Here is a 25,517-nt window from a genome sequence, read left to right on the forward strand (position 1 = left end):
ATGCATAGATATGTATATGAATATTGCGAATCCGATTAAAACTCAGACCACTGTTCATATTAATAGATATATTTTTAACTCAAAAATAAACGATTCATTGTTCTTGATCATGAAAAAATAAATTAAGAATAACCCAAAACTAAAATAAAGTTGAATCATTCAAAAAATATTGAATAATGGGTCTATTGCATTGTTAGGAGAAGCATTTGCTTCAATATTCATTTGAATACAGGATAAAGCCTTATGTCGAGCTCGTATGTGTTGGTCGTTAATTCAGGTAGTTCATCCCTTAAATTTGCTGTGATTGATTCTCAAAGCGGTGAAGCCATTGTCAGTGGATTAGGAGAGTGTTTCGGGTTACCTGAAGCTGTTATCAGCTGGAAGTATCAGGGTGAAAAAACTGAGGAGACGATCGATTATCCTGATAATCATCATCAACATGCAGTGGACCGGATTGTCGAACTCATTGATTCACTTGGGTTAAATGAACAGATTATCGCTATCGGGCACCGGGTTGTTCACGGTGGAGAAAAATTCACTTCAACGGTGCAAATCAATGATCAGGTCATTGCTGAAATTGAACAACTTGCGGAACTTGCTCCTTTACACAATCCCGCCCATGTCAAAGGAATCCGCGCAGCAGTAAAAGCTTTTCCGACTCTTCCTCAATTTGCTGTGTTTGATACAGCCTTCCACCAAACAATGCCGAAGAAAGCCTATAGTGGTGCAATCCCCGGTGAGCTCTACGACAAATATGCCATTCGGAGATATGGTTTTCATGGAACCAGCCACTTTTATGTCAGCCGTGAAGCGGCCAAAATGCTGGGCAAAGATGTGAATGAAACTAATGTGATTTCTGTTCACCTGGGGAATGGTGCATCGGTTTGTGCGATTCGTGATGGTCAGAGCGTTGATACTTCAATGGGATTCACACCTCAGGCCGGATTGATGATGGGAACGCGTTCCGGGGATATTGATCCGGGTATCATTGAGTTTCTGTTGAAAAAGGGCTGGACGAAAGAACAGGTTTTTGAAACTTTGTACAAAAAGTCAGGTTTTCTTGGTGTATCCGGGCTGACTTCTGACGCTCGTGGCGTGCTGGAAGCCATGGAGCAGGGACATGAAGGTGCTAAACTGGCATTCGAAGTCTTTACTTATCGGGTTGCAAAATATATTGCTTCTTACATGATTCCACTTCAACGTGTTGACGGTATTATTTTTACGGGTGGAATTGGGGAAAATTCACTGCCAATTCGCCACGAAATTCTGAATTACCTGCAGGTATTTGGCTTTGTTGAAGATCAAGCTGCCAATGAAGCGGCCCGCTTCGGACAATCTGGTGTTATTGCCCGTTCTGAAATGTTAAATGCTGTTGCAATGGTTATTCCGACCAATGAAGAGCTGGTTATTGTACGCCAGTCACTTGAGGTTTTGAATCGAGCGCAATAATTACAAATATTATCTGCCAGTTTTTGTGTGAGTCACTTGTTTTTCCAAAGAGCAGGTGACTGAAACGGGTTCGACTTCGGATAACAAAGTCGAACCCGTTAGTTTGTCCACTCACCTTATCGCCTTTCGGTCTTACATTTCCGCTTATTTGCCTGCCTTAGCGGAAAAGTATCTCTTCAATGGAAAAACCATCCCGCAGAAACACTCTGAGGTGTTCTTTTGATTCTTTAAGGTTTTTGTTATAGCTATTCACCATTTGCAGGAGATGAGTAATTGCCTGAGCATCATCGAAATCAACACGAATAGAATCAATATTATGGGTGTATTTTGCTAAAAGAGAAGGGGAATAAATTAAGTTGGGATCGTCACTCTGTTCAATCATCGCTTGTCTTACACTTTCATAGAGTGACTCAAGATCGGATGAATCAACAAATGCAATAGGTTTTTTGACCTGAATATACGGCTTACCGCTTTCTTCTTTGAGCTGAACGAAATCTGACAGGTACTTTAGTAAGTTAAATTTTGTGTAGTATAGCATTTGGCAAGACTTCGCTAAGACAGGATCGATAAGCTCCAGTCCGTCTTTCAGTTCATAACTGATATCAACAAACATATTGGTAGCCAGTTCAGCATGGTATGAGTTGTTGTTGATCGCATAGATAATTGATTCCGGATCACCGGTGTTTTCAAACTCCTTCAGTATATTCTCGAAATAGGTGGTGACTTCGTCGAGCGCCTGAATGCAATAATAGAGTTTTGTTAAAGCACGACATGCCTTCTTTCGTTCGTCTGCAGGGAGTCCGTCAATTTTGTCAACAGACTTGTAAACGATAAATGAAACTAGTTTTCCTATAATACCTTCAGCTGTAAGCATATCTCTGTAATCCTGCAAGTCATAATACTGATGAGCTAGTGTATTTAATCATGTTCTATATGAACTTAATATCACACTTTATAAAACTTAACCAATTGAACGTTCAGGTAAAATATCGCTTTTCAAATATAAAAAGTTAAAAATACGGAAAAAGCGCATCAGCTTGTTTTCCGTGTCTGTGTTACATTGATAACTATATAAACAGCATAGTATAAAGTTGAAAATCATGGGTAGAGTGAATATGAATTTCTTTGAATTTATACAGGATTGGTGAAGAAGTGCTCAATCTGTTTTCAGAGCTTGCAGTCTGTGCAAACAGTTTGGTTCCCGAATTACTGTATGGAGATGGTGTTAATACGGATAATTACCCTGAACCGGGAACTGATTGAAAACTTGTTATATGCACCTGTATTGCTATGATGTTGATATATGTCGGCATTCTAGCCGCTTTTTACCCTAATGATAGAAGGTTGAGTGATGAAAGTAATTCTTTTCTCCCTGTTTGCTGTGATGCTTTATGGGTGTGCTGAGACAACGCATTCGCCAGCCAGTCCGGAATTGGCAGGTGATATGGTGAACGACATGTATCAATGTTCCGGCTCGGCCCGCCTCCCGGATAAGATTGCAGATAACTTTCAGGCTGTCAGTGACCCGAAACTTTTGGCAGAGACGTTAGGTGCTCCGGAGCAGGGGAAATTGTGTCAGGGAGCGGTTTATCAGAGCAAATCAGGAACACATGTGACACTTTTCCGGGCCTGGAATAGTACTAATCCAGGCAGTAAGTTTGGGAAATGGTGGGCATGGCAGAAGCCGGCCGGACCAATAGCAAAATACCGGGCAGATTATGAGATCTGTTATCAATGGTCTCCGCTGGATGTCATGGTGCGTTGCACTTTAAAACCAGAGACGAAAATTGTGGTCGGAAATGGACAAAGTGCCAGATGTTCAGAGTACCTGACTTATCCGACATCTGGTGCGCAGCAGATATTCTTACCTGATGCTGAGTCATCGTTGACCGATTGCCAGACTTTCACCGGAGTTATGCAATGGCAGTGATCGTCGGCTTTTACGCTATAATCAGGTCAGGTTGGCAGCTCAGAGGATGAGTCAATGACTGAAACACCATTTTGTATGGTCCTGACTACGACCAATAGTCAGGAAAATTGTGATGCGATCATCTCACGCTTATTGTCTGCACAGTTGGTGGCGTGCATTCAGACATTGCCAGTCAGTAGTCATTATCGCTGGGAAGGAAAAATTTGCTCCGATCAGGAGATACTCCTGCTGATGAAAACCCAGAGCCGTCATTATCAGGCTGTTGAACTGGCGATCCGGGAAGTCCATTGCTATGAAATTCCACAGATTATTCAGGTTCCGGTGACTGATGGATTTCAGGCTTACTTACATTGGATCGAAACGGTAACACTGCACCCTGAAGAACGGGGATGAGAGATGTTCCCGGAAAGCTGCGGTAGTAGTGTTGTGCAGTAAATCGTGTTGGTAATATTTGTGATTATTTTGCAGCAATGGCAATAAAGTCACAGAAAGAAGACCAGGTGTTTATATTGGTATAGGAAAATATGAGATAACAGGATAGTCTGTATTGACTATCCTTAGATATAAGCCAGTGAGAATTGTCTCAAGGAGTGCAGTGATGTCAGGAAGTCAGGGTTTACGAACGGTATTCCATGCACAAATGGAAAACCCGCTGATTTGGCCTATTTTAGAAGTTCTGAAGCAGGAATGTTCGGGATGGAAAGTTCATACTCTCTCGGCCCGGCTGAGTGAATTAGGTTATGTACCTGAACTGGATCCGTTACCAGGTAAGGATATTTTTAAAAGAAATTTCCTGATTATGAATGCACTTTATCAGTTGCAGGAAATGCTTTACCCCGAACGCTGGCTTCAGGTTGAAGCAATGGATATCGAGTTACGCTGGGTTCATAGTCAGGTGGCTTACTTCATTGATCAGGCAGATCCGCTACGATTGTATTATACCGATTGGAGTAACTATGAAGCGACCGAAGGTGAGGTGAAGCGGCTGCTGAATGAGTTCTGGACCCGTTACCGGAAATATATGGGGCAGGATGATAATGTTACGGATATGGATCGTGCCAGAGCATTACGGTTATTTGAACTGCCAGTCGATGCCAGTAACACAGAAATCCGTAAAACCTGGCGTAAGCTGGCCCTGCGATGGCATCCGGACCGGGATAATGGTGATACCGAGCAATTCCGGACCTTGTGTGAAGCATGGCATATTCTGCGTCAAACCGCGGTGGAATAAAAACACAAGGCAGATTTTTTAATTCATATTTCATATAGTAATCAGGCCAGCTTCCAAACGCGGGAGCTGGCCTGATTGCTTTATTCTTCGACTGGGTTTGTGGACAGAGTCAGTGAGCTGGTTCTCAGAAAATGTTTTCTGTGACTTCATCCGGCTTAATTAACCTGACGTAACTCCGGGTGTGACTGGCGGTGCAGGTTGGTTTCAAAAACATCAGCGGGCATCGGACGTCCGTACAGAAAACCCTGTCCGTAGTTACATCCTTCGGCAATGATGAACTGCTCCTGTGCTTCAGTCTCCACACCTTCAATAATGACTTGTAATTTCAGCTTTTTGGCAACCTGAATAATGGAACGGACAATCTCTTTGTCATCTTCACTTTCTTCAAGTGAATGCACAAAGCTTTTATCAATTTTGATACAATCGAAAGGAAATTTTTTCAGATAGCTGAACGAGGCATATCCGGTTCCAAAGTCATCCAGTGACAAAGTAATCCCGAGTTCGTGGAGGATCTGAAGAATATTTCCGGCCACTTTTTCATCGGTGATCAGGCCACTTTCCGTCACTTCTATTTCCAGATGATGGGCCGGAAGCTGATAGTCCTGTAAGAATTGTTTGATTTGATCAACGAAGCGGATGTCTCGTAGTTGCTTGGCTGAAATGTTCACCGCCATTTTGAAATCGGCCATATATCGGGTCCATTGGCTGGCTCTTTCGATGGCTGTTTTCAGGACAAAATTTCCGACTTCAAAAATAAGTCCGTTTTTTTCAGCCAGATGAATCAGTGTTTCACTGGATATTTCTCCTAACACCGGATGACGCCAGCGAAGTAATGCTTCGGCGCCTGTCCAGAGTCGGGTCGTTGGGCAGACTTTGGGTTGAAAATAGAGCATCAGATCGCCGTTTCTCACAGCGTGCAGCAGATAGTTTTCCAGTTGATGGAGGCGTAGCTGAGACTGAGCAAGAGCTTCGGAATGATAGTAATACAAATGTCCGGAGTCTTTGCATGACAGCATAGCAGCAGAAGCCTGCTCAAGCAGCTCGGTGACAGTGGTCTTTTCGCCGGAAATGGCTATTCCAATATAGGAATGTAAGTGGATTGACTGATGATGAATACTAAAGACGGCTTTACTCATTAACACCAGTTTTTCACACAACATATCGACGTCGTGTTTCAGGTTTTTGGACTGAACAACCAGCGCCAGATCGGTGGAGTTGGGACGTGCAGTCAGAATATCAATGCTTTCATCTTCCAGAGGTTCAAGCTGATCATGATACCGTCTCAGGACATTTTCCCATTCCTGATAACCAAAGCGGGTTTGCAGGTGGCGGGCATTGCTAAAACCGATGTGGATCACAGCAAATTTCTCCCCACTGGCAGCACAGACTGCCAAACGGGTTTTGAGTTCTGATTCAAGTGCGAAACGGTTTAGAAAACCGGTTCCCGGGTCATGAAGTTTGTGGTATTGCAACTGGCGTTCGACGATTTTTCGGCGGTCAATCTCCTGATGCAGTGTTTGGGTCAGATTGACATAATCAACGGTATTATGGGACAGCGTATTTTCAATATAATGGTTTAGCCGGTTGATCTCTGATTGCTGGGTTAATATTTTCAAATGAGATTCTATTGCCGACTGGAGGTTCTCCAGTAACTGGAATTCCAACTCGTGAAAATGATGTATTTGGGTGTCGGCGAGTACCAGCATGCCGAATGGTATTTCATTCGGGAAATAAAGCGGCAGGCCGGCATAAGATTTGACAGTATCTGGCAGATAAGCCGAGAGTGTTGGTTCTTCCTCTGTGTCAGAAACCCAAAGGGGCTGACCGGAACCCAGAACTATCTCATGTAGTTTGCATGCGCACAGGTCGTCAGGATTCAGTGTTTCCGGAGATTTGGGATGATGGCATATCATCTCATTCATACCTTCCCGGCAACGTAGAAGTAATACGCTCGGTGAAGCGAGAATACCGGCTGCGAGATTCACAATGTTTTGCCAGCTGTCCAGAATTTGTTCCGGAATGATCAGGTGGTTCGTGTGATTGTTTGGCATGTTGTGATATTCCTGAGCTCAGGCTGTTTAATAAAAGTCAGCACACTCTTATAATCTAGCAAAAAAAAGCTTTGGGCACACCCAAAGCTATAAAAATATCAACAATGACCACAATTTTGCAGCTATTCTTTGGCTGCGTATTTGATAAAGGGAAGGAGATCGACAGGAGCATTGTCATCAATACCCGTCCAGTGAAATCCATTCAGTTGCATGAATGTCTCTTTGAATGTCTGATAAGCATCGAATCGGGAAAAATTATCCGCGTTCATTTCTGCCAGCAATTGCTGTGTTTTTTTCTGCACTTCCGGAGATAACTCTTGTTCATCCAAGCGGATCAGCCTTTCTCCATCAACAGGGACAATTTCCGGACCATATAATTTTTCGGTAAAGAGCCGTTGCATCTGCCGGTTACAATCTTCGTGGATTTCCTGAGATTGCATGACCTGATTCAGAGCAATCAGATAAGGGCTCAGACCGGGAATAAATATACTGGCCCGGGTTAGCAGAGCCTGGCAGACTGCGGCATAAGCGCCGCCGCTGTAATTCGCCAGCTTCAGGTTCAGAGAATGACTGGTCTGGTGTAAATCGACTTTTGCCCGGCCAAGTGTACCATCCAGATACATGGGGTGAGTAAGTTCCGAACCAATATAGGAAAATGCGACTGACTGGCAGCCTTCGGCAATCGATTCTGAATTAATCAGAGCATCGATCCATGCTTCCCAGTCTTCTCCTCCCATCACTTTCAGTGTTGATTCGATCTCTTCTTCTGAAGCGGGTTCAAGTAAGACATCCTGCCATTGGTCATTTCCCAAATCGATCAAGGCGCTGTGTATCGACTGTCCAATCGGTTTGATGGCTGAATACCAGAATGTGTCACCGTTTTCTGTTTTTCTTCGCTTCCCGGACGCAACACTATAAACGATCAGGTCGACTTCACCTTCGAAGTAAGTTTCGATTGCTTCGATTACTGATTCTTTGGTTTGGCGGGAAAAAACATCGCCCTGAATATTAATCGCTGTCCGGCCTTCTCGCTGGGCATACTGCTTGAAGTAATAGTTATTATAAAATCCGGCACCACCCGATTTATTTTTACGAGGTAGTGTATCCAGAGAAACACCGATCGTATCAGCGCCGGCTCCGCCAAATGTGAGAGCTATCCGGGCGGCAAGACCCAGTCCGGAAGATGCTCCCAGGATCAGGACGCGTTTGGGGCCATGTTGAATCGGTCGGGCTGCTTTAGCATATTGAATCTGCTGTAAAATCGATTGCTCGCAACCGTAAGGATGTGCGCTATGTGCAACAACACCATTAATTTCTGGGGTTATGTGCATGTCGGTTACCTTATCATGGATGAAATCTCAGGACGTGCTGATTCTTGAGAACAACACTTTTGGCTACGTTAGCGTAAAATTGCCGAATGTTTATTGAGCTAGGGCAGTAAAAACCGAAGTAGAAATCATTTCTGCTCAAGTGAGTTATGATGGTGTCGGTTCAAGCAAGGGTGTTAATTGCTGAGCTATCCATGCCGCGATCCATGATTGTGCATGCTCATTTGGATGTAATCCGTCAGATTTCATCCATTCAGGGCGGAGAATTACCTGCTCCAGAAAGAAGGGAATCAAAGGAATCTGTTTTTGCTCCGAAAGTTTTGAATATATAGTGGAGAAAGCCTTGCTATATCGTTGTCCATAGTTGGGGGGAATCCGGATTTGCATCAAAATCGGCCGGGCACCGGACTGAGCAATCAGATCGATGATTCGGGCCAGATTGCGTTCAGGGATTTGTGGCGAGAAACCACGTAGGCCATCATTGGCTCCGAGTTCGATGAGTACATAGTCCGGAGTGTGTTGCTGTAAAAGTTTGGGTAATCGCGCCAGCCCGTTACCTGTAGTATCGCCTGAGATGCTGGCATTGATGACCGTCATCGGGTGATTGTATTTTTGCAGAGCCTGAGGAAGTAAACTCGGCCACGCCTGATTGGCGGACATCTGATAGCCGGCACTCAGGCTATCACCCAGAATTAATAACCGGGCACTTTGGGCCTGTAATGAGAAAGTCAGTACCAGTAGAAAGGATAGCCATCGCATGACGAATACACCTGTTATTTCTGCAAAATCTCTGAGTAAAACAGTGTCTACGAATCAGCAGGATTTGACAATTGTTAAAGAGGTCCATTTTGATATTTATCCGGCAGAGAGTGTGGCAATTGTCGGAACCTCCGGAGCAGGGAAATCGACGCTGATGGCATTGTTGTCCGGGTTGGATATTGCATCGTCTGGTGATGTAGAGCTTTTCGGACGGTCACTAAATACGCTGGATGATGAACAACGGGCGGCTATCCGTAGTGAGTCGGTCGGTTTTGTTTTTCAGAGTTTCTTATTGATTCCCAGTCTGTCAGCGCTGGAAAATGTGACCTTACCCTGTCTGTTGCGGGGAGAGAAAGAAGATCGTGTACGGGCGGAGCTCTTGTTGAAATCTGTGGGGCTGGCGGATCGACTGCACCATACTCCGGCCCAGCTTTCCGGAGGTGAACAGCAGCGGGTTGCGATAGCAAGAGCCTTCATGATGCAGCCTAAAATTCTGTTTGCCGACGAGCCGACCGGGAATCTGGATCAGAAAACTGCCGCAACTGTGATTGAATTGTTGTTCCGGCTGAATGAGGAATCCGGGACAACACTGGTTTTGGTGACTCATGACCCTCATCTGGCACAGCGGTGTCATCGCAGGTTTCAGATGAGTGAAGGGCAAATTGAGGAACTCGGGGCATGAATGCATCGTATTCTGTGAACCGTTCACTGGTGCGGTGGTGCTGGAAAGAGATCCGGCAGGGGCAGTTATGGTTGGTTGTGATGGCTTTCATACTGATTATTGCCAGTGTATTTGCATTAACTGCTATTGCTCAGCGTATGGAGCAGGTGATTGTTAAGCAGGGTAAAGATGCTTTAATGGCAGATGCCGTGTTTGTCAGTGCTAATACTGTTCCTGAGGCATTGATAATGAAAGCCCGGAAGCTTGGTGCTGAGACATCGTTGATGACACGTTTTTCCAGCATGCTTTTCAGCGAAACCGGGATGAAACTGGTTTTTGTTAAAGCAGTCGATGAGGCATTCCCTCTAAGAGGGAAACTACGATTATCCGATGGTCATTCAGTCCGGTCTCATGTTGCTCCGGGGGAAGTCTGGCTGGCTCCGCAATTGTTTTCTGACCTGGATATTCATATCGGGGATCAGGTAAGTATCGGTGATATGGAGCAAATTGTTTCCGGGAGAATAGAAGAAGAACCGGGATTCAGTTTCAATCCATTCCGGCAAATGCCGACGGTATTGATACATCAGGCCCAAATTGCAGAAACCGGTGCTTTACAGGTTGGAAGCCGGGTTGAATACCAACTGTTTCTCAACGCACATGATGCGTCTATCCAACGGCTAAAACAGCAGGTTAAGCTGACACCAAGTGATGAATGGCGGGATATCAGACAGCGCTCCAGAACACAGGATATTTTCGATAAGTCAGAGCAATATCTTTCCTTAGTTGTCATTATTGTTGTGCTGATGGCGACGATGACTTTGTTGCTGACATGTCAACATTATGTTTCTTCACGCCGGCAGACGGTCGCAATGCTGAAAAGTCTTGGCGCATCAAAGCGCTGGGTCCGGCACTGGCTGATGATTCAGGTTGCGATGTTGCTTGTTATTGCGCTGCTGTTTGGCCTACCTTTGGGATATGTTCTGGAACGGTTATTACGATTACCTTTAGCCGGACTCTTGCCATCCCCTTTGCCTGAGCTTGGTATAATGCCGTTTGGTGTTGCGTTGCTGAGTTGCCTGCTGGTTGCGCTTCCCGGACTGGGAATTCCACTTTATCGGCTGGTTTATACCGAGGCTGCTTCCAGCCTCCAGAATTATACGCAGCTAAAACAGAAACGCTTTTATCTGTGGGGATTATGGTTTTTCCCCCTTGCGGGTGCAGCTGTGTTCTGGGGAGACCAGTTGATGGTCTGGCTGGTCTTAGGCGGTATTATGATTCTCTCGGCTATTCTGGCAGGGATTGGGCTACTTTTGTTTCGCTGGTTACGGATATTGCCGTTAAGTCCTGCTTTCAGACTTGCTTTGAAGCGAGTGACCCGCACACCCTGGATGACAGGGATGCAGCTTAGTGCTCTGGCCTTATCTCTGATGCTTTTTGCGGTTTTATGGCTGGTCAGAAACGACTTACTGGCCGACTGGTCCAGTGTGTTTCCGGAGGATGCTCCGGATGTATTTGCACTGAACATTGCAACCAGTGATAAAGATGATTATATACAGAAGCTGGAGCAGCTTCATATAGTGCACTCGCCCATTTTCCCGATTATTCGTGGGCGTCTTTCAATGATTAATGGCTCCGATGCAATTACATATGCCGGTGGCAGAGAAGCAAGTAATGTGTTGCGCCGGGAAGTGAATTTTACCTGGGCAGAACATCTGCCAGTATATAATCAGGTCCTTGCGGGGCAATGGCAGCCTGTCAATGGTGTTTCTGTTGCGGAAAGTGTTGCCCGTGAGCTGGGGCTTAAGATCGGCGATGAATTAACCTTTGTTGTCAATAGTCAATCTGTGACAGCCCGGGTGAACTCAATCCGCCAGATCGAGTGGCGGGAAATGAAGCCTAATTTCTACTTTATACTAACACCGGATCGCATGTCCCGGCTTCCGGCAACCTGGATGGTAAGTTTCCGCCTGGGGGCTGATGCATCGTATCAACTGGCGGAATTGGCACATGCTTATCCGACGGTGAGTCTGCTTGATTTACGTCAGATGACCCGAAAAATTCAGGCACTGCTGTCTCAGATTATCGGGGCTGTTTCTATTCTGGCGTTGATGGGGGTGATCGCTGGCCTGCTGCTGATTTATACCTTACTCAGACTGAGTCTGACACAGCGGCAGGAGGAAATGAAACTATACCGGACGCTGGGAATGAGCCGACGTCGGCTGACGTTGACGGTTCTGGCTGAATTTGGCCTGATTGCTATTGTTGCCGGAGGAATTTCAGGACTGGGAGCCGATGCTTTGGTTGCGGCGATTATCCATTATGCTTTTGAACTCGCCCCCCGGCCACATCCTGTACTATGGGTAATTCAACCGCTATTTGCATTGATGATGGTGATGCTGGTTGTTGGGCGACTGGTTCGTCGATTGACACATTCCCGACAACAATTAATAAATGAGTTGAATATCCAGTAGTCGGAGCAGTTATCCACAAAATCAGTGGATAAAGTTTGGGATAAGTAAACCGGAATTATCAACAGACGGAGTCATCAGACCTGTACATTCAATATGTTATAGATAGTTTTGACTTGTTTAAGTGACGATATCTGCGATATATAGAGTTTCCGTCAAGTATTTTTTTTGAAAATTTTATTCTTACAGGCGGACTGATGATGCAAGGAAAACCCTATCAAAAATGTGATTTAAATTACGTTTTTATGCATATAGAATGTGGACAGTTCAGAAAAGATTGAGTAGCAATGCAGAATAATTCATCGGATTGTCAAAAGCCGCGGATTGCAATTATTGGCGGTGGTGTTGCAGGGGCGACGGCTGCAGTTCACTTAGGAGAACTGGGGTTAAACGTTGTTTTGATGGAGCGAGGCCCAAGTCTGGTTAATGGCCCGCCAATATGTCACCTCCATGCCGGAGGAAATTTATACCGGGAAATCTCGCAGCAGCAGTGTCTGGAATTGTTGCGTCAGTCAATTGAGACAATCCGTCTGTATCAACATACCGTAAACAAAAGACCAACAGTGATTGCAACCCCCATCGATGAATTAGGTCACCCGGAGGTTTTGCTTCCTCGTTTGCAAATCATCCAACAGGCTTATCGGCAACTGGTTCTGGAAGATGCCCGGAACGAAGTGTTAGGAGCTCCGGATGAGTACTACCGGCTCTACCAACGGGATGATCTGGAACGGTTACGTCAGCACACACAACCGGAATTCCCGAGTGATACTGATGAGTGGTTGATTCCTTTTGCAAAACATGTGGATTTTGAGCGGATTCAATATCCTGTCATTGCTGTTCAGGAATATGGCTGGAGTGTGTTCAGACTTGCTGCAACAGCCATGTTAACTCTTAAGCAATTGCCTCACTGTCAACTTTTGACAAACAGCACACTGGTTGATGCCAAACAACATGATGGGCAGTGGCATCTGACATACCATGATGAACGTGCGCAGTCACATACTCTGGTTGCTGATTATCTGGTGAATGCCTGTGGATATGAAACCGGTAAGCTGGATGATCTCACCCACAATCCTTGCAGGAGAATGGTTGAGTTTAAAGCCGCCTATATTGCCCGGTGGTCTGATGAAAACAGCCTCTGGCCGGAAGTTATTTTTCATGGCCCGCGAGGTACACCACAGGGCATGGCTCAACTGACTCCTTATGCTGATGGTGTTTTTCAGTTACACGGGATGACCAAAGATATCACTCTGTTTCAGAATGGGCTGACAGGCAGTTCTGCTCATTCGTCACAACCGCTGCTACCGGATTCTTTACAGAAAAAACTGACTAAGGGCTGGTCTGAGGCTGCGGTTGAGGAACGAACCCGCAGGGCGATTGATCATGTCGGCCGTTTTATACCTGATTACAGTCATGCTCTGCCAGCTGGTAAACCATTGTTTGGTGCCCAGCAAATTCCGGGGCAGGACGAAACTCTGCGGGCTGCTGACGTATCATTCAGCGGCAGTCATTATGCACGTATTGAAATTGTAAAAGGTTCTTCTGCACTAGAAGCTGCGAGAAAATTGGTAGCATACTGGCGGCTTGCTCAGGATTCTTCTTTGAAGTCGATTGAACAGCAACACCCGGTTAGCCTCTCTTTGAGTGGCTCGATGATAGAGCAAGTTGCAATTGATTTGGCACAGGCCCGGGGGTATCCCATTGAGCTTGCAAAAGTTGTTGGTTGTCAGATACCATCTCTTTCATTTTAGTTTATTCCGAATCAATAGAATAATTCTTATGAATCGGACAGATGTCGCAGGAATTTCAAGCTAGAATGACTTTACGCTTACTTTGATTCAGTAAAATGAATTAATGTTTATGTCATATGAGAGAGGCTAGGTAATGAACGTATTGATCACCGGAGGTATGGGCTATATCGGTAGTCATACCTGTGTTCAGATGATTGAAGCAGGAATGACTCCTGTTATTCTTGACAACTTTTACAATAGTAAACCTGCAGTTTTAGAACGTATTGAAAAGATTTCCGGGAATCGACCGCAGTTCATTCGGGGTGATATCCGGGACCGGAATCTTTTAATTGAAATTATGAATGAACATCAAATCGATGCAGTCATCCATTTTGCCGGTTTAAAAGCGGTCGGTGAATCTGTACAAAAGCCACTTGAGTATTATGAGAATAATGTGAGTGGTACGTTGATGCTGGTTGATGCGATGCGAATTGCTAATGTCAAAACACTGATCTTCAGTTCATCTGCAACCGTTTATGGCGATCCAGCATCCGTTCCTATTTTAGAAACTTTTCCAACGCAGGCGACCAATCCATACGGCAGAAGTAAACTGATAGTTGAAGAGTGTCTGAGTGATTTTCAGCATGCCAATCCGGACTGGAGCATTACCCTGCTCCGTTATTTTAATCCGGTTGGTTCTCATCCTTCAGGTGAAATTGGAGAGGATCCTCAGGGAATTCCCAATAATCTGATGCCATTTGTTTCGCAGGTTGCAGTTGGCAGACGAGAGTGCCTCTCTGTGTTTGGTCATGATTATCCGACAAAAGATGGCACAGGTGTCCGGGATTATATCCATGTCATGGATTTAGCTGATGGGCATATTGCAGCACTGCAAAAAGTGGGTACGAAAAGTGGATTACATGTGTATAACCTTGGTACCGGGGTCGGTTATAGCGTGCTGGATATGGTGCATGCATTTGAAAAAGCATGTGGTAAAACAATTCCTTATCAGTTAGTTGAGCGTCGTCCGGGAGACATTGCAGCTTGTTGGGCTGAACCTTCGAAAGCAGCTCAGGAATTGGGATGGCGTGCAACACGTTCATTAGACGATATGGTTCAGGATAGCTGGCGCTGGCAGTCTCAAAATCCTGACGGATATCCGGATATGTAGTTCGAGTGATCTTCTGGTCAGTTATCTGTCTTTTCGAGAGCAGATGACTGGCCTGAATTCTGATTAATGCCAGTAATAATTTCCTGTCCACCCAGCCGGAGCACTAAATCTTCGAGTCGTTGTGGCTGTAAACGTGATGACTCAGGGATCTGAAATTTTGCTGCCATCATCTCATTGCACATCTGCCAGTGTTTCAACAGGCACTCATCTTCTGTAGTACATTCCTGTGACCAGGTTTCATTAAGAAAAGGGCGTAGGGATGCAGCACTGTGAGCAAACATAATCATCTGCCATTTAATCTCCCAAATCTTGATAGCATTTTCAGGAAAGCGCTGATTGTAATCTTCGGTGAGATGAAGGATGAGTTTTTCAACTTTGCCTGACTTATCAATAAAATAATCAAATCGGCCACCTTCCTGACGCACAACATCAGCCATTAACTGAATCGGTTGCTTGTGGAGTAGTGTGAATGCCAGGACACGAACGGTAAACTGATAGAGCATTTCATTTACGGGCATATCTTTAGACAAGTGCGCCAGTATGGTCTGACAATATTTATCAATGTATTGATGAACATTATCGCTGATGCCGTACCAGATCTGTTCTTTACTTCCAAAATGATGGCGGATAAGACTATGTGAGATCCCCGCTTTTTCACTAATGGTTCGAAGGGAAACCCGTGCATAACCAAATTCACAGAACAGGGCGGTTGCTACCCGTAAAATATGCTGACGAGTCTGTTCTGCATCCTGAGCGCTTCTGCGCCCTTGTCTTTTTGTCGTCATTTGATATTGCTATTTTCTGGTATTGGGAATCTTCAAAGTGTAGCCAAGTTTTGCTTTCACTTTTTTATGATATCCGAATTTGTATCTTCAGGAAGAACTCTCTCTGTCATCGAATGATTTAAGGCAACTGAGTATAAAATGCGGCAATATCCCGAAGATCTTTATCATTCATCCGTTGTAGCTGTGCTGCCATCAGATCTGCTGTCGGTCCTGTCCGGGAGTGATTCTGGTATGCTTTCATGGCTTGAAACAGATACTGCGGATCTTGTCCGGCAAGGTTGGGATAGTTTTGTATATGACGTCCTTTTTGAGGGGCATGGCAAAACTGGCAACTATATGACTTCTGCTTACCGGCTGGTGCATCTCCGGTTTCAATGGCAAAGGCTGAGTTGGTAAAGAAAAGGTACACTACAAACAGACTAATGAAAAACAGATTTTGTACCGGATGTAAAAGAAATGGAATTGTATGTTTCATACTTTCAATGCCGTTCAGAATTCGTAACATGTGTTCATCGTCGATGATACGACTAATCAAGGTATCCGCAAAGCTTGGCTTTACTCAGACAGGCAATTGTTTTTGTATCCGTAATTTCACCATCAATAATCTTTTGCTCCAGAGCCTGAATCGGCAGACTGAATACTTCAATTACCTCATCGTCATCACACTGAAAATCTTGTGTGACAGAGAGATCTTTGGCAACAAACAGGTGTTGGATTTCATCGCAGAAGCCAGCGAGTGGAGTGACCTGACCAAGCTCAATCCACTGCTTTGCAAGGTAGCCAGCTTCTTCTCCAAGCTCTCGTTGAGCACATTCCAGAGGCGTCTCCGGATGCTCAAGCGTTCCGGCTGGCAACTCAAGCAACCATTTCCGAATCGACGGACGGAACTGGCGTAGTACGACAATTTCTCCCTGTTGATTGATGGGCAGTATAACTGCAGCTCCCGGATGGATAATCGTTGTGTGGGTAATTGGACGGTTTGTCGGGAGCATGACTTCTTCTTCAACAAGAGAAATCTGTTTCCATTGATGTATCGTTTTGCTCATACGATCCTTTAACTTATCCGGTTGTTGGCTTCTCCGGAGTGGTGTGTCACATCCGGGCAAAAGCACGGTGTGTACAACAGACTGGTCATGCCTCCCGGACTTTACGGGGAGGTGTACGATTAAAATTTCTTAAATTTTCATCGGTAACGATACCTGTATCACATTCAAAAATAAAGAATTCTTTATCTGACAGAAACACTTTAGACCGTTAGTGACATAAGTCTCATATTTGGAAACATAGGTTTCAACCAATCGTTCGAATTGTGAATCTGTTATAAAAACAGGAGAACAAATTCGCTTTTGTGTAACATTTGATTAACAGAAGTGAAAACTTATAATAAACTGAAACTGTATATAAGAAAACGATAATACAGTGCATTTCGAATCTGGTGAGTCAATTTAATGATAAGTTCAATTCCTGCAAGTCACGCGCAGAAGGCTTTGCTGTCCGAGAGAATTAACAACTTAGCCAATGCGTTGGCAGATGGTGTTTATGAAAGAGAGCATACAATTAAGATTTGCCTGCTTGCCGCACTTGCCGGCGAAAGTGTCTTTCTGTTAGGTCCTCCCGGAATCGCAAAAAGCCTGATTGCAAAACGTCTGATTCAAGCCTTTGACCAAAGCTCTTATTTTGAATATCTCATGACACGTTTTTCCACGCCTGAAGAAGTATTTGGGCCGTTAAGTATTCAAGAGTTAAAAGATAATGGGCGTTATTTACGATTAACAAAAGGTTATTTACCAACAGCTCAGGTTGTTTTTCTCGATGAAATCTGGAAAGCCGGTCCCGCGATTCTGAACACGCTACTGACTGTTGTGAATGAAAAAACGTTCAATAACGGTAGCGATATTGAACGGGTTCCAATGCGTCTGCTGGTTTCTGCGTCTAATGAGTTGCCAGATCAGGATAGTGGTCTGGAAGCTCTGTTTGACCGGATCCTGGTGCGGATTTTTGTGAATCGGATTCAGAACAAACAGAATTTTAAATCCATGCTGACAGTCGGAACGCCTCAGGAAGCGCACGTCCCAGATGGGCTGGCGATTACTGATCAGGAATATCACGACTGGCAGCAAGCATTGGACAAGTTAGCTCTGGAGAATGATGTTTTTGAGAAACTCTATCAGCTCAAGTCAATGCTTGATTTGGCAGCGGAAAACAGTACATCGACAACATTTGATGAAATGTATGTTTCGGATCGCCGTTGGAAAAAAGCAATCAAACTTCTGAAAGCCAGTGCATTTTTCAATGGTCGGGACGCAATTAATCCACTTGATTTACTTCTGCTTCAGGATTGTTTGTGGAACAGTCCTGCTTCACTGGCCATTGTAAAAGAAGTGATTCGTGAATTTGCACTGAAGTATGCGTTTGACCAGCAGGATGTCGAGCATCAGATCGATATCTGCCAGGAAACTTTAAGGGACATTCAGCAGGAACTGGAGGCAAGATATACCATGCCTCTTGCAGTAGAAAAGTCTTCCGGACTGATTAAGAAGCAGGTGTATGGTCATGACCTGACAGCTGCAAAGACTTTTCAGTCAGGTAACCGGAAAGATCTGCTGAAATTGGTATTGCTACAAAGTAATACGACGGTCACTGACGTCGAAAATACCGATAAATACTGTCATTGGGTTTACGTCCCTAAAGCTGAGTTTGAAAAAGTCATTCGTGAAGGTGGCGGAGAGGTATTTGGCTACGTCAACCAGAATTCCACTCTATGTGCTCTTCAGTTTGATGTTGATTCAGATGAACTACTGGTTATTAAAGATATCGCCAATCGTTCAGTTCTTGTGTCTGCAGTAACTGAACAGAATCAAAATGAACATCATTTATTTCAGGTATGGCAAGAGCGAATCGAACAGGTTCGCCAACAACTGGAGCAGGCCGGTTTTCAGTTACGCCAGCTTCACCGGCAGTTTCATGATGCCTTACCGCACAATTTTATCGAACCTGAACTCCCGGTTGCGATGGAAAATTCATTACAACAATTACAACAACAGTTGGAAACTTCTGTCGCTGAGTGTGAAGCAGCAGCTCAGCGAATGAACCATTTCACGCAGTACTTTGCTTAGAGGAGGTATCTATGCTGGGAGCTGATGGACTGAATCTTGCGATGATGATTGCTGACTCCGGATTAATCGATACGGCAGTCAATGAGCTGATGGCTAAGACTCAACTGATGTTAATTGCTGAAAACCGGGGTATGAAAACTTCAGTCAAAAATCATCTGTTGAAATGGAGGGGGCAGGTTAAGAAAAGAATGACCAATGTCTGTGAAACAGAACGGTTTCAGCAGGAGCTGACGTTGTATCAGGAAGTGATCCATTGGGATGAAGATACATTCTTTCAGAAAATCCCCGAAGTCCTGAAAAAGCTGGAATGGCATTCTGCATTTTATACAACAGCGCGTCAGCTTTGTGAGCAGAAAAAGAATCTCAGAAATCCCATGTTTCCCCATTATTTTTGTGACCAGTGGTATAACAGTTTATCCAATGCCTTAAAACAGGCTCAGGTCATGGAGCTGGAGGTGAACAAAGATAAATTACTGGACGACCTTTACCAGCGTATTGAAACACTACATTCTATGGATGAAATGACGGATTCTGAAGATGAACAGAGCATCCGTCGTTTATGGAATATGGCTGGCGCCAAACTGGGACGAGTTGATCTGACAGTCATGAAAAAGCATGCTGAATTTCTTAAAAAGCATAAGGAAATTCAGAAGATTGCAGAAAGTCTCGGCCGAATGGCCAGTGAGGTCGATGATCCTGATCTTCAGCAGGCAAGTGCAGAAACGCTTCAACTGGTGGAAGAAAAATCAGATGAAGCAACGGATGACATTGTTGGTGTTCACCAAAACGATGATCTGAACAAAATGTTGCCAAATGAGACACTGTTCCTGGCTCACCCAGAGCTGGAAGTTATCTTCTATAAGCATTTGGTTGATAAGCGATTGTTGAATTACCGCATGCAGGGAAAGGCCCGGACATTATCAAAAGTTGCAACCACAAAGTCAGCAAATTCACAGGTGAATATTGAAAAAGGTCCGTTTGTTGTTTGCATTGATGCTTCTGGTTCAATGAACGGTTTCCCTGAGCAGTGCGCCAAAGCGATTGCTTATGCCCTGATGCAGATAGCGTTGGCTGAAAACCGGGATTGTTATGTGGTGATTTTTTCCACTCAAGTGATTACTTATCAGTTGACGAAACAAGATGGGTTAAGAGAGGTCTGTGATTTCCTGAGTTATACTTTTAAAGGAGGAACAGATCTGGAACTGGCGCTGTCTAATGCAATTAAGATGATGCATAGTGATACTTATAAAAATGCAGATCTGGTTGTGATTTCTGATTTTATGGCACCCAAACCGTCCCGGGAAATGAATGACGAGATTGAATCGCTCAAAGCCAGACATAACCGCTTTCATGCAATAAGCCTTTCTCGATACGGTAACCCTCAGGTGATGGAAATTTTCAACCACTGTTGGAGTTATTATCCTGGAATCATCGGACGTTTGATGAAGATCCGTTAGTCTGTTTTTGCGTCGTGATCGGGAATATTAAGACGGGAGCAATGACAAAGTCGTTGCTCCCGTCTGTAGTTATACAATATCAGAATAGTTATACAATATCAGAATAGCTATACGATATCAGAATTGATAAGAAATACCGGCTGTGGTCTGAATCGTATGATTAGAATCGACCATTGGGCTGTCTTTAATTTCAGTTGGCAATATCTGATAGCGGCTGGAAACAAATGCGCCCAATCTATCGGAAACATTATATTTTAGTGTTAATCCAAAATAAGGTGTAACTGCACTTCCAGGGGTGTATTCCGCTAAACCGCTGAGTGCAGATTCTCTTGCAGTAATACCGTAGTAATGTTGGTTTAACTTACTATTGGTATATTTTAATCCGGTAGCCGGAACAACAACCAGTTTTTGAGTAAAGGGAATTGGGTAATCGTATTGTGCTGAAGCCAGCATACCACCACTTGTTTCATCCAGAATATCTCCGGCAACGGAGGTTGTGAAATTGCCGAGAGGCGATCGGAATGTATATGAAATCCCGCCCATGGCAGTACTGCTTCTTTTATCAAGCAGCTTCATCTGACTGTCATTGGCATCACTCGGATCGAACTCCTGAGCATAGTAGGACACTGCAGCCTGTAACACGTTATATTGATCCTGATACAGGTAAGCCCCGGCAGTAAGACTGTGAATGAAAAAGACATCGCTGTCGTAATTAATAACCGGTATCGGAAGGGTACTCTCATCATAATTTTTATAGGTCGATGTTGCATATGAAGCACCGAGACCTAATGAAAGACCGTTTTCTGCTGCATGTCCCGGTAGAGTAATAAAGAACGATGCAGGGATGAGACATAGGATTTGTTTTAAATGTAAGTTTGACATAAAGCTCCTGGTCACCTAATCAAAGTGGTTTTTATTTATTTTGTCTATGTAACGCGCTTAACTTATGTGTATGTTCTATTATTTTACAGATGAATTTGGGTAAAGCTTCGTATTTATAAAAATTACGGATTTCAAAGATACCATAGTGTGCTTCACGGTTCAAAGTGAAGGTGATAATATCAAATATATCAAAAATAAATAAAAAATGGTCAGCTCATCATGATAAATACAATATCGAATCATGTGCTCAATGGGCGAGTTAATTTCTTGAATAATCATGGAGTTAATACTCGCTATCTTCTAAATAAGTGTTGCTTCTCGGATGATGAGTTATCTGCGATCGACGGCCGAATTTCATGGCGAAAATATCAGAACTTTTTAAATGAATCTTTTGTTTTCAGTGAAACATTAGAGCCGGAAATGCTACTGGAAGGAATTCGTTCAGGATTTGATGTAGGATTCTATCATTATTTTCCGGATTTATTTGGGATATGTCTGAATGAAGAAACACCGTTGGCGGCGTTAAAAAGATATTGCCAGTATAGTATTTTAATTTCCGATATCTATAAAATAGAAGTTATTGAAGATCACCATCATCTTAGGATCGAGTATTCTAATCCTCTATTATTAAAATATGATGACTACTCGGCATTAGGTTTTTTTGCGATATTATACGATATTGTTACCTTTTACACACAGGATGTACATATTAAGGCATGTGTTTCAACACCAGAAAACAAGTTATATCGTGAATTTAATGATTATTTTCATACGATGATTCAGTATGGGAAACCCTGTAACTTCATTGAGTTTGATATTGAAAATCTGAAAATCAGAAATAAGTTATTTAATGCGAAGCTGAATCGGATTCAGAAGAGTAAACTGGACTGGATGTGTGAGCAGCTACCAGCCAATATTCCGTTTGCAACTTATGTGGAAAGAGGGATTGAGAAGATAATCCTTTCAGAAAAGTATAGTTCTGACAGTGAGTTACTGGCTACTCTTTGCTCGCATATTAATATGAGTCGCTGGACATTAAACCGGAAACTTCAATTGGAAGGAATCTCTTACCGGGACGTGCTGAAGAAAGTAAAACTGAATGTTGCATGCCGACTATTAACAAATACGAATAAATCTGTTCAGGAAATTAGTGAAATGACCTGCTTTTCCAGTCAGACGAATTTCTCCCGTTTCTTTAAAAACCATCGTCAGCTATCTCCGACCAGTTACCGGAATTTTTTCTTACAGGATTATTAGGGCTGCATTTTGGTATGCAGATAAACAATCAGCCCGTCTGAGCAGGCTGATTGTACGTGTTAAAATAACCACTAGTGATAAAAATAGATTAGGCGATGACAGCTTGTGTGGTGTTCTTGCGTTTTTCACCAACTGGTAAAACGACACGGCCATATTCATTATTCAGAACTTGTGCCATAGCAAAGTAGATGGCGCTGGCACCACAGAAAATACCTTCAAAACCTGCGATGACGCCAATCGTTGCATTTCCGGTGAAATCATGAATTGCCAGCAGCGCAAACAGAATCGTCAAAGAACCAAAAACAACTTGCTTGGCAAGCGGGTAGCACAGTGAACCGATGAACATAAATCCGGTAAAAATTCCCCACAATGTCAGATAACATCCCATGAAGTGAGCTGAACTGGCTGGCAGTCCCATATGCGGCATTACGATTAACCCGACCAGAGTTAACCAGAACAAACCGTAAGATGTGAAAGCGGTTGTTCCGAATGTGTCACCCCGTTTAAAGCACATGATTCCAACAATGACCTGGCTGAGGCCACCATAAAAGATTCCCATTGCCAGAATCATCGAATCAAGAGGGAAAAATCCCGCATTGTGGATATTGAGTAACACTGTGGTCATACCAAATCCCATCAGGCCAAGAGGGGCCGGGTTGGCTAATTTCGTCGACATGAATACTTACCTTTACATATTAATGAGGGAATTTGCTGACGGAGTCTGTTTTTCCGGCAGCATAAAAACGACGCGGATTCTAATGCTTCATTAAGGAAAAGCCAATACATTTATATAAGGTGAGCGATGAGGAGCCGGCTGGTGTCTGACTGGTGATGATTTGAGTTGAGAAATTACGCAGATGCCGGATGGATTTCGTCAAAATAGTACTTTGGAAAGATATAGAATGTGTGGCGGTAATCGTGCCGGAGCCGAATTCGTTACAGCTCCGGAAGGAAGTGTCAGGATTTAACCGATTAATTGAAATCATCCCGGCTATGGCGTTCAGGAAGTTGTTCTTCTGGTTCGCCCCAGTGGCGATTGACCATCCGGCCTCTGATTACCGCTGGTCTCTGACTAATGGATTCAGCCCAACGAACAACATGGGTATAAGATTTCACATCCAGGAATTCTGCGGCATCATACAATCCACCTAAAACGAGTGTTCCATACCACGGCCATATTGCCATATCCGCAATGGTGTATTGATCACCACAGAGATAAGTATGGGTAGCGAGATGTTGGTTCAGTACATCAAGCTGGCGTTTTGATTCCATCGCATAGCGATCAATCGGATATTCAAATTTCTCCGGTGCATAAGCGTAAAAATGACCAAATCCACCACCGAGAAACGGTGCACTCCCTACCTGCCAGAATAGCCAGGACAAACACTCGGCCCGAAGTGCTCCTTCTGGGATGAACTCTCCGAATTTCTCAGCCAGATACAAAAGGATTGCTCCGGATTCAAAAATACGGATTGGTGCTTCGCCAGAGTAGTCAACCAATGCCGGAATTTTGGAATTCGGATTCACCCCGACAAAACCGGAACCAAACTGGTCACCTTCGCTGATATCGATCAGATAAGCATCATATTCTGCGGCTGAAATTCCTTTTTCCAGTAACTCTTCAAGCAGAACCGTTACTTTGACGCCATTGGGCGTTGCCATTGAATAGAGCTGCAAAGGATGCTGCCCGACGGGAAGATCTTGTTCAAATCTTGCTCCGGCAGTCGGACGGTTAATACCGGCAAACTTACCACCGTTCTCGTGCTCCCATTGCCAGACCTGAGGAGGAATATAGGTATCAGATTTACTCATCATCGGTGCCTTGTTGTGATTGAGGTACTTGTCATGATAATCGGATGAATGTAGAAGGGAAATAAGTTTATGAGAAATCAGATAGATTCAAAAATCATGTGACATGACATAAAGATATGAAGAAAAAATCAGCTCAGACTATCTGCGGGTATGCAGCATTGAAACCACAACAGGGTACTCATTGAGACAGAAGAGAACCCGGATAATATCTCTGATGTACGGTTTTTGTTCTTATTGTGTGCCATCTGTACTACTTCGCACGTTTATTAGCCATTTAGTTGATAATCCGGAAATTTTTGTTGACCTTGAATTTTTATCCGATAAAGTATGCCTCGTTCTCACGGCACAGGCCGTTGAGAGATGGTGTTACCATCGCTGAATAGCGTTGCCCTGGTGGTGGAATTGGTAGACACAAGGGATTTAAAATCCCTCGGCGTTCGCGCTGTGCCGGTTCAAGTCCGGCCCGGGGCACCATCGTAACATGAATCATCTGGCGCGTTGGCAGAGTGGCTATGCAGCGGATTGCAAATCCGTGGACCTCGGTTCGACTCCGGGACGCGCCTCCATATTCTGATAAAAAAAGACGCTTTTGCGTCTTTTTTTGTATCTGTCCTTTCTCTCCAGACAAAATATCAAATTTTCCCCAAGAAGCTCGCGGGGTGGGACATACTGCTGATAGAGCAGATATCCCACCAAAGGGGGAATTATGCCGCGAGAACTTTTTCCCAGAATGCTGACCAGCGCTCCGGACTGCCATAATACTGACTGATAATGACGGTTTGCCACTGGCCGTTTTTTTCAATAACCATTGACGGGAAACCACCGAGACCAAACCGTTGCATCAACTGGCGTGTCATCTGAATTTCTGAGTCGACATCATTCTGTGCTGCTGCCATTGCCTGTTCCCACTGCTCAGGAGAAAAACCAAGCTGTCTGGCTATCTCTGCCAGTGTTTCTGGCTGATATACCGGTAAACCGGACTGATAATGTGCCCGTTGAATCTGTTTGAGCATCTTCAGGCCACATTGTGCCAGACGTTCTGCCGCAATAATGGCCTGAGCTGTGATGTAAGAATCCAGAACCAGTGCATCATTGCTGGCAACTTTCTTCACATATGTATCACCAAAAGGTTGACCAGTTTGTGTTTCGATATGTTTGTCAGCTTCAAGGATATGTTGACGAAAATCAGGACTGATAGGTGTTTTCTGGATCATACCACCCGGATGAAGTTGCAGGTGAACCTCTTCCATGTGATCAAACTGAGCGATGAGTTCGCTCGCACCATAACACCATCCGCACATCGGGTCGAAAATGTAGTGAACGTTGACCATTATATCTTTCTCTTAACAAGCTGAACAATTGATATGGTACAGTTTAGTTGTTGTGTTTGTCCGGATATATAGTCAATTAGTGACATCATTGTTGCTTAT

General features: G+C 44.1%; 22 protein-coding genes and 2 tRNA genes. 13 read left to right on the top strand and 11 right to left on the bottom strand.

Annotated elements, in window-relative coordinates:
- The first annotated feature begins 243 nt into the window (after positions 1-243).
- On the top strand, positions 244-1,449 hold the full coding sequence (locus OCU74_RS18205; RefSeq protein ID WP_087480945.1) for an acetate/propionate family kinase: 1,206 nt from the start codon (positions 244-246) through the stop codon (positions 1,447-1,449).
- 157 nt (positions 1,450-1,606) lie between these two features.
- Here OCU74_RS18205 and OCU74_RS18210 read toward each other — a convergent pair whose 3' ends face one another.
- On the bottom strand, positions 1,607-2,323 hold the full coding sequence (locus tag OCU74_RS18210) for a hypothetical protein (RefSeq protein WP_087480944.1): 717 nt from the start codon (positions 2,321-2,323) through the stop codon (positions 1,607-1,609).
- Positions 2,324-2,800: 477 nt separating this feature from the next.
- Here OCU74_RS18210 and OCU74_RS18215 point away from each other — a divergent pair, with 477 nt between their 5' ends.
- From OCU74_RS18215 to OCU74_RS18225, 3 genes are all read left to right on the top strand, one after another.
- The gene (locus OCU74_RS18215) at positions 2,801-3,379 is read left to right on the top strand and encodes a hypothetical protein (protein ID WP_087480943.1); all 579 of its coding nucleotides are present in this window, start codon (positions 2,801-2,803) and stop codon (positions 3,377-3,379) included.
- Positions 3,380-3,433: 54 nt separating this feature from the next.
- Positions 3,434-3,772, top strand: a complete 339-nt coding sequence (gene cutA / locus OCU74_RS18220; RefSeq protein WP_087480942.1) for a divalent-cation tolerance protein CutA — start codon at positions 3,434-3,436, stop codon at positions 3,770-3,772.
- Between the two features lie 205 nt (positions 3,773-3,977).
- A complete protein-coding gene (locus OCU74_RS18225) occupies positions 3,978-4,610 on the top strand; it encodes a DNA-J related domain-containing protein (RefSeq protein ID WP_087480941.1) in 633 nt (210 codons plus the stop codon).
- 155 nt (positions 4,611-4,765) lie between these two features.
- Here the strand turns inward: OCU74_RS18225 and OCU74_RS18230 are convergent, their stop codons facing one another.
- The 3 genes from OCU74_RS18230 to tesA form a co-directional block, all read right to left on the bottom strand.
- Positions 4,766-6,661, bottom strand: a complete 1,896-nt coding sequence (locus OCU74_RS18230) for a sensor domain-containing phosphodiesterase (RefSeq protein ID WP_087480940.1) — start codon at positions 6,659-6,661, stop codon at positions 4,766-4,768.
- Positions 6,662-6,783: 122 nt separating this feature from the next.
- Positions 6,784-7,992: an enoyl-ACP reductase FabV gene (fabV, locus tag OCU74_RS18235; protein ID WP_087480939.1), complete on the bottom strand. Its 1,209-nt coding sequence runs from the start codon at positions 7,990-7,992 to the stop codon at positions 6,784-6,786.
- A 144-nt stretch (positions 7,993-8,136) separates the two neighbouring features.
- Positions 8,137-8,748 carry a multifunctional acyl-CoA thioesterase I/protease I/lysophospholipase L1 gene (gene tesA, locus OCU74_RS18240; RefSeq protein WP_087480938.1) on the bottom strand — a complete coding sequence of 204 codons (612 nt, stop codon included), beginning with the start codon at positions 8,746-8,748 and terminating at the stop codon, positions 8,137-8,139.
- On the opposite strand from tesA, the gene OCU74_RS18245 reads away from it, so the two are divergent.
- The 4 genes from OCU74_RS18245 (at position 8,747) to galE (ending at position 14,778) form a co-directional block, all read left to right on the top strand.
- Positions 8,747-9,430, top strand: coding sequence for an ABC transporter ATP-binding protein (locus tag OCU74_RS18245; protein WP_087480937.1), 684 nt, complete (start codon positions 8,747-8,749; stop codon positions 9,428-9,430). The genes tesA and OCU74_RS18245 overlap by 2 nt on opposite strands.
- A complete protein-coding gene (locus OCU74_RS18250; protein WP_087480936.1) occupies positions 9,427-11,880 on the top strand; it encodes an ABC transporter permease in 2,454 nt (817 codons plus the stop codon). Before OCU74_RS18245 ends, OCU74_RS18250 begins: the two co-directional genes overlap by 4 nt.
- Before the next feature lie 284 nt (positions 11,881-12,164).
- Entirely contained in the window at positions 12,165-13,628 is a 1,464-nt protein-coding gene (locus tag OCU74_RS18255) for an FAD-dependent oxidoreductase (protein WP_087480935.1), read from the top strand.
- 133 nt (positions 13,629-13,761) lie between these two features.
- A complete protein-coding gene (gene galE, locus OCU74_RS18260; protein ID WP_087480934.1) occupies positions 13,762-14,778 on the top strand; it encodes a UDP-glucose 4-epimerase GalE in 1,017 nt (338 codons plus the stop codon).
- A 17-nt stretch (positions 14,779-14,795) separates the two neighbouring features.
- Here the strand turns inward: galE and OCU74_RS18265 are convergent, their stop codons facing one another.
- From OCU74_RS18265 to OCU74_RS18275, 3 genes are all read right to left on the bottom strand, one after another.
- On the bottom strand, positions 14,796-15,563 hold the full coding sequence (locus OCU74_RS18265) for a TetR/AcrR family transcriptional regulator (RefSeq protein ID WP_087480933.1): 768 nt from the start codon (positions 15,561-15,563) through the stop codon (positions 14,796-14,798).
- A gap of 118 nt (positions 15,564-15,681) precedes the next feature.
- On the bottom strand, positions 15,682-16,038 hold the full coding sequence (locus tag OCU74_RS18270) for a c-type cytochrome (protein WP_143693188.1): 357 nt from the start codon (positions 16,036-16,038) through the stop codon (positions 15,682-15,684).
- 52 nt (positions 16,039-16,090) lie between these two features.
- Positions 16,091-16,609: an NUDIX hydrolase gene (locus tag OCU74_RS18275; RefSeq protein ID WP_087480932.1), complete on the bottom strand. Its 519-nt coding sequence runs from the start codon at positions 16,607-16,609 to the stop codon at positions 16,091-16,093.
- A 402-nt stretch (positions 16,610-17,011) separates the two neighbouring features.
- Between OCU74_RS18275 and OCU74_RS18280 the strand changes: the two genes are divergently transcribed.
- Complete coding sequence (locus tag OCU74_RS18280) at positions 17,012-18,679, top strand: ATPase RavA domain-containing protein (protein ID WP_087480931.1); 1,668 nt, start codon at positions 17,012-17,014, stop codon at positions 18,677-18,679.
- Positions 18,680-18,690: 11 nt separating this feature from the next.
- Positions 18,691-20,136: an ATPase RavA stimulator ViaA gene (gene viaA, locus OCU74_RS18285; protein WP_087480930.1), complete on the top strand. Its 1,446-nt coding sequence runs from the start codon at positions 18,691-18,693 to the stop codon at positions 20,134-20,136.
- A 117-nt stretch (positions 20,137-20,253) separates the two neighbouring features.
- On the opposite strand, the gene OCU74_RS18290 is transcribed toward viaA, so the two are convergent.
- On the bottom strand, positions 20,254-21,018 hold the full coding sequence (locus OCU74_RS18290; RefSeq protein ID WP_087480929.1) for a MipA/OmpV family protein: 765 nt from the start codon (positions 21,016-21,018) through the stop codon (positions 20,254-20,256).
- 420 nt (positions 21,019-21,438) lie between these two features.
- Here OCU74_RS18290 and OCU74_RS18295 point away from each other — a divergent pair, with 420 nt between their 5' ends.
- Positions 21,439-22,275: an AraC family transcriptional regulator gene (locus OCU74_RS18295; RefSeq protein WP_159457412.1), complete on the top strand. Its 837-nt coding sequence runs from the start codon at positions 21,439-21,441 to the stop codon at positions 22,273-22,275.
- 88 nt (positions 22,276-22,363) lie between these two features.
- Here OCU74_RS18295 and OCU74_RS18300 read toward each other — a convergent pair whose 3' ends face one another.
- On the bottom strand, positions 22,364-22,951 hold the full coding sequence (locus OCU74_RS18300) for an acetate uptake transporter (protein ID WP_087480927.1): 588 nt from the start codon (positions 22,949-22,951) through the stop codon (positions 22,364-22,366).
- 296 nt (positions 22,952-23,247) lie between these two features.
- Positions 23,248-24,087 (bottom strand): glutathione-dependent disulfide-bond oxidoreductase, encoded by an 840-nt coding sequence (gene yghU, locus OCU74_RS18305; RefSeq protein ID WP_087481183.1) that lies wholly within the window; start codon positions 24,085-24,087, stop codon positions 23,248-23,250.
- A gap of 387 nt (positions 24,088-24,474) precedes the next feature.
- Here yghU and OCU74_RS18310 point away from each other — a divergent pair.
- Together OCU74_RS18310 and OCU74_RS18315 are read left to right on the top strand one after the other, a co-directional pair.
- Positions 24,475-24,561 (top strand) — tRNA-Leu (locus OCU74_RS18310).
- A gap of 18 nt (positions 24,562-24,579) precedes the next feature.
- Positions 24,580-24,653: transfer RNA gene (locus OCU74_RS18315), tRNA-Cys, on the top strand.
- 138 nt (positions 24,654-24,791) lie between these two features.
- On the opposite strand, the gene OCU74_RS18320 is transcribed toward OCU74_RS18315, so the two are convergent.
- On the bottom strand, positions 24,792-25,418 hold the full coding sequence (locus OCU74_RS18320; protein ID WP_087480926.1) for a DsbA family protein: 627 nt from the start codon (positions 25,416-25,418) through the stop codon (positions 24,792-24,794).
- Positions 25,419-25,517: the final 99 nt, after the last annotated feature.

The sequence above is a fragment of the Vibrio mangrovi genome, from assembly GCF_024346955.1.
Taxonomy (GTDB): domain Bacteria; phylum Pseudomonadota; class Gammaproteobacteria; order Enterobacterales; family Vibrionaceae; genus Vibrio; species Vibrio mangrovi.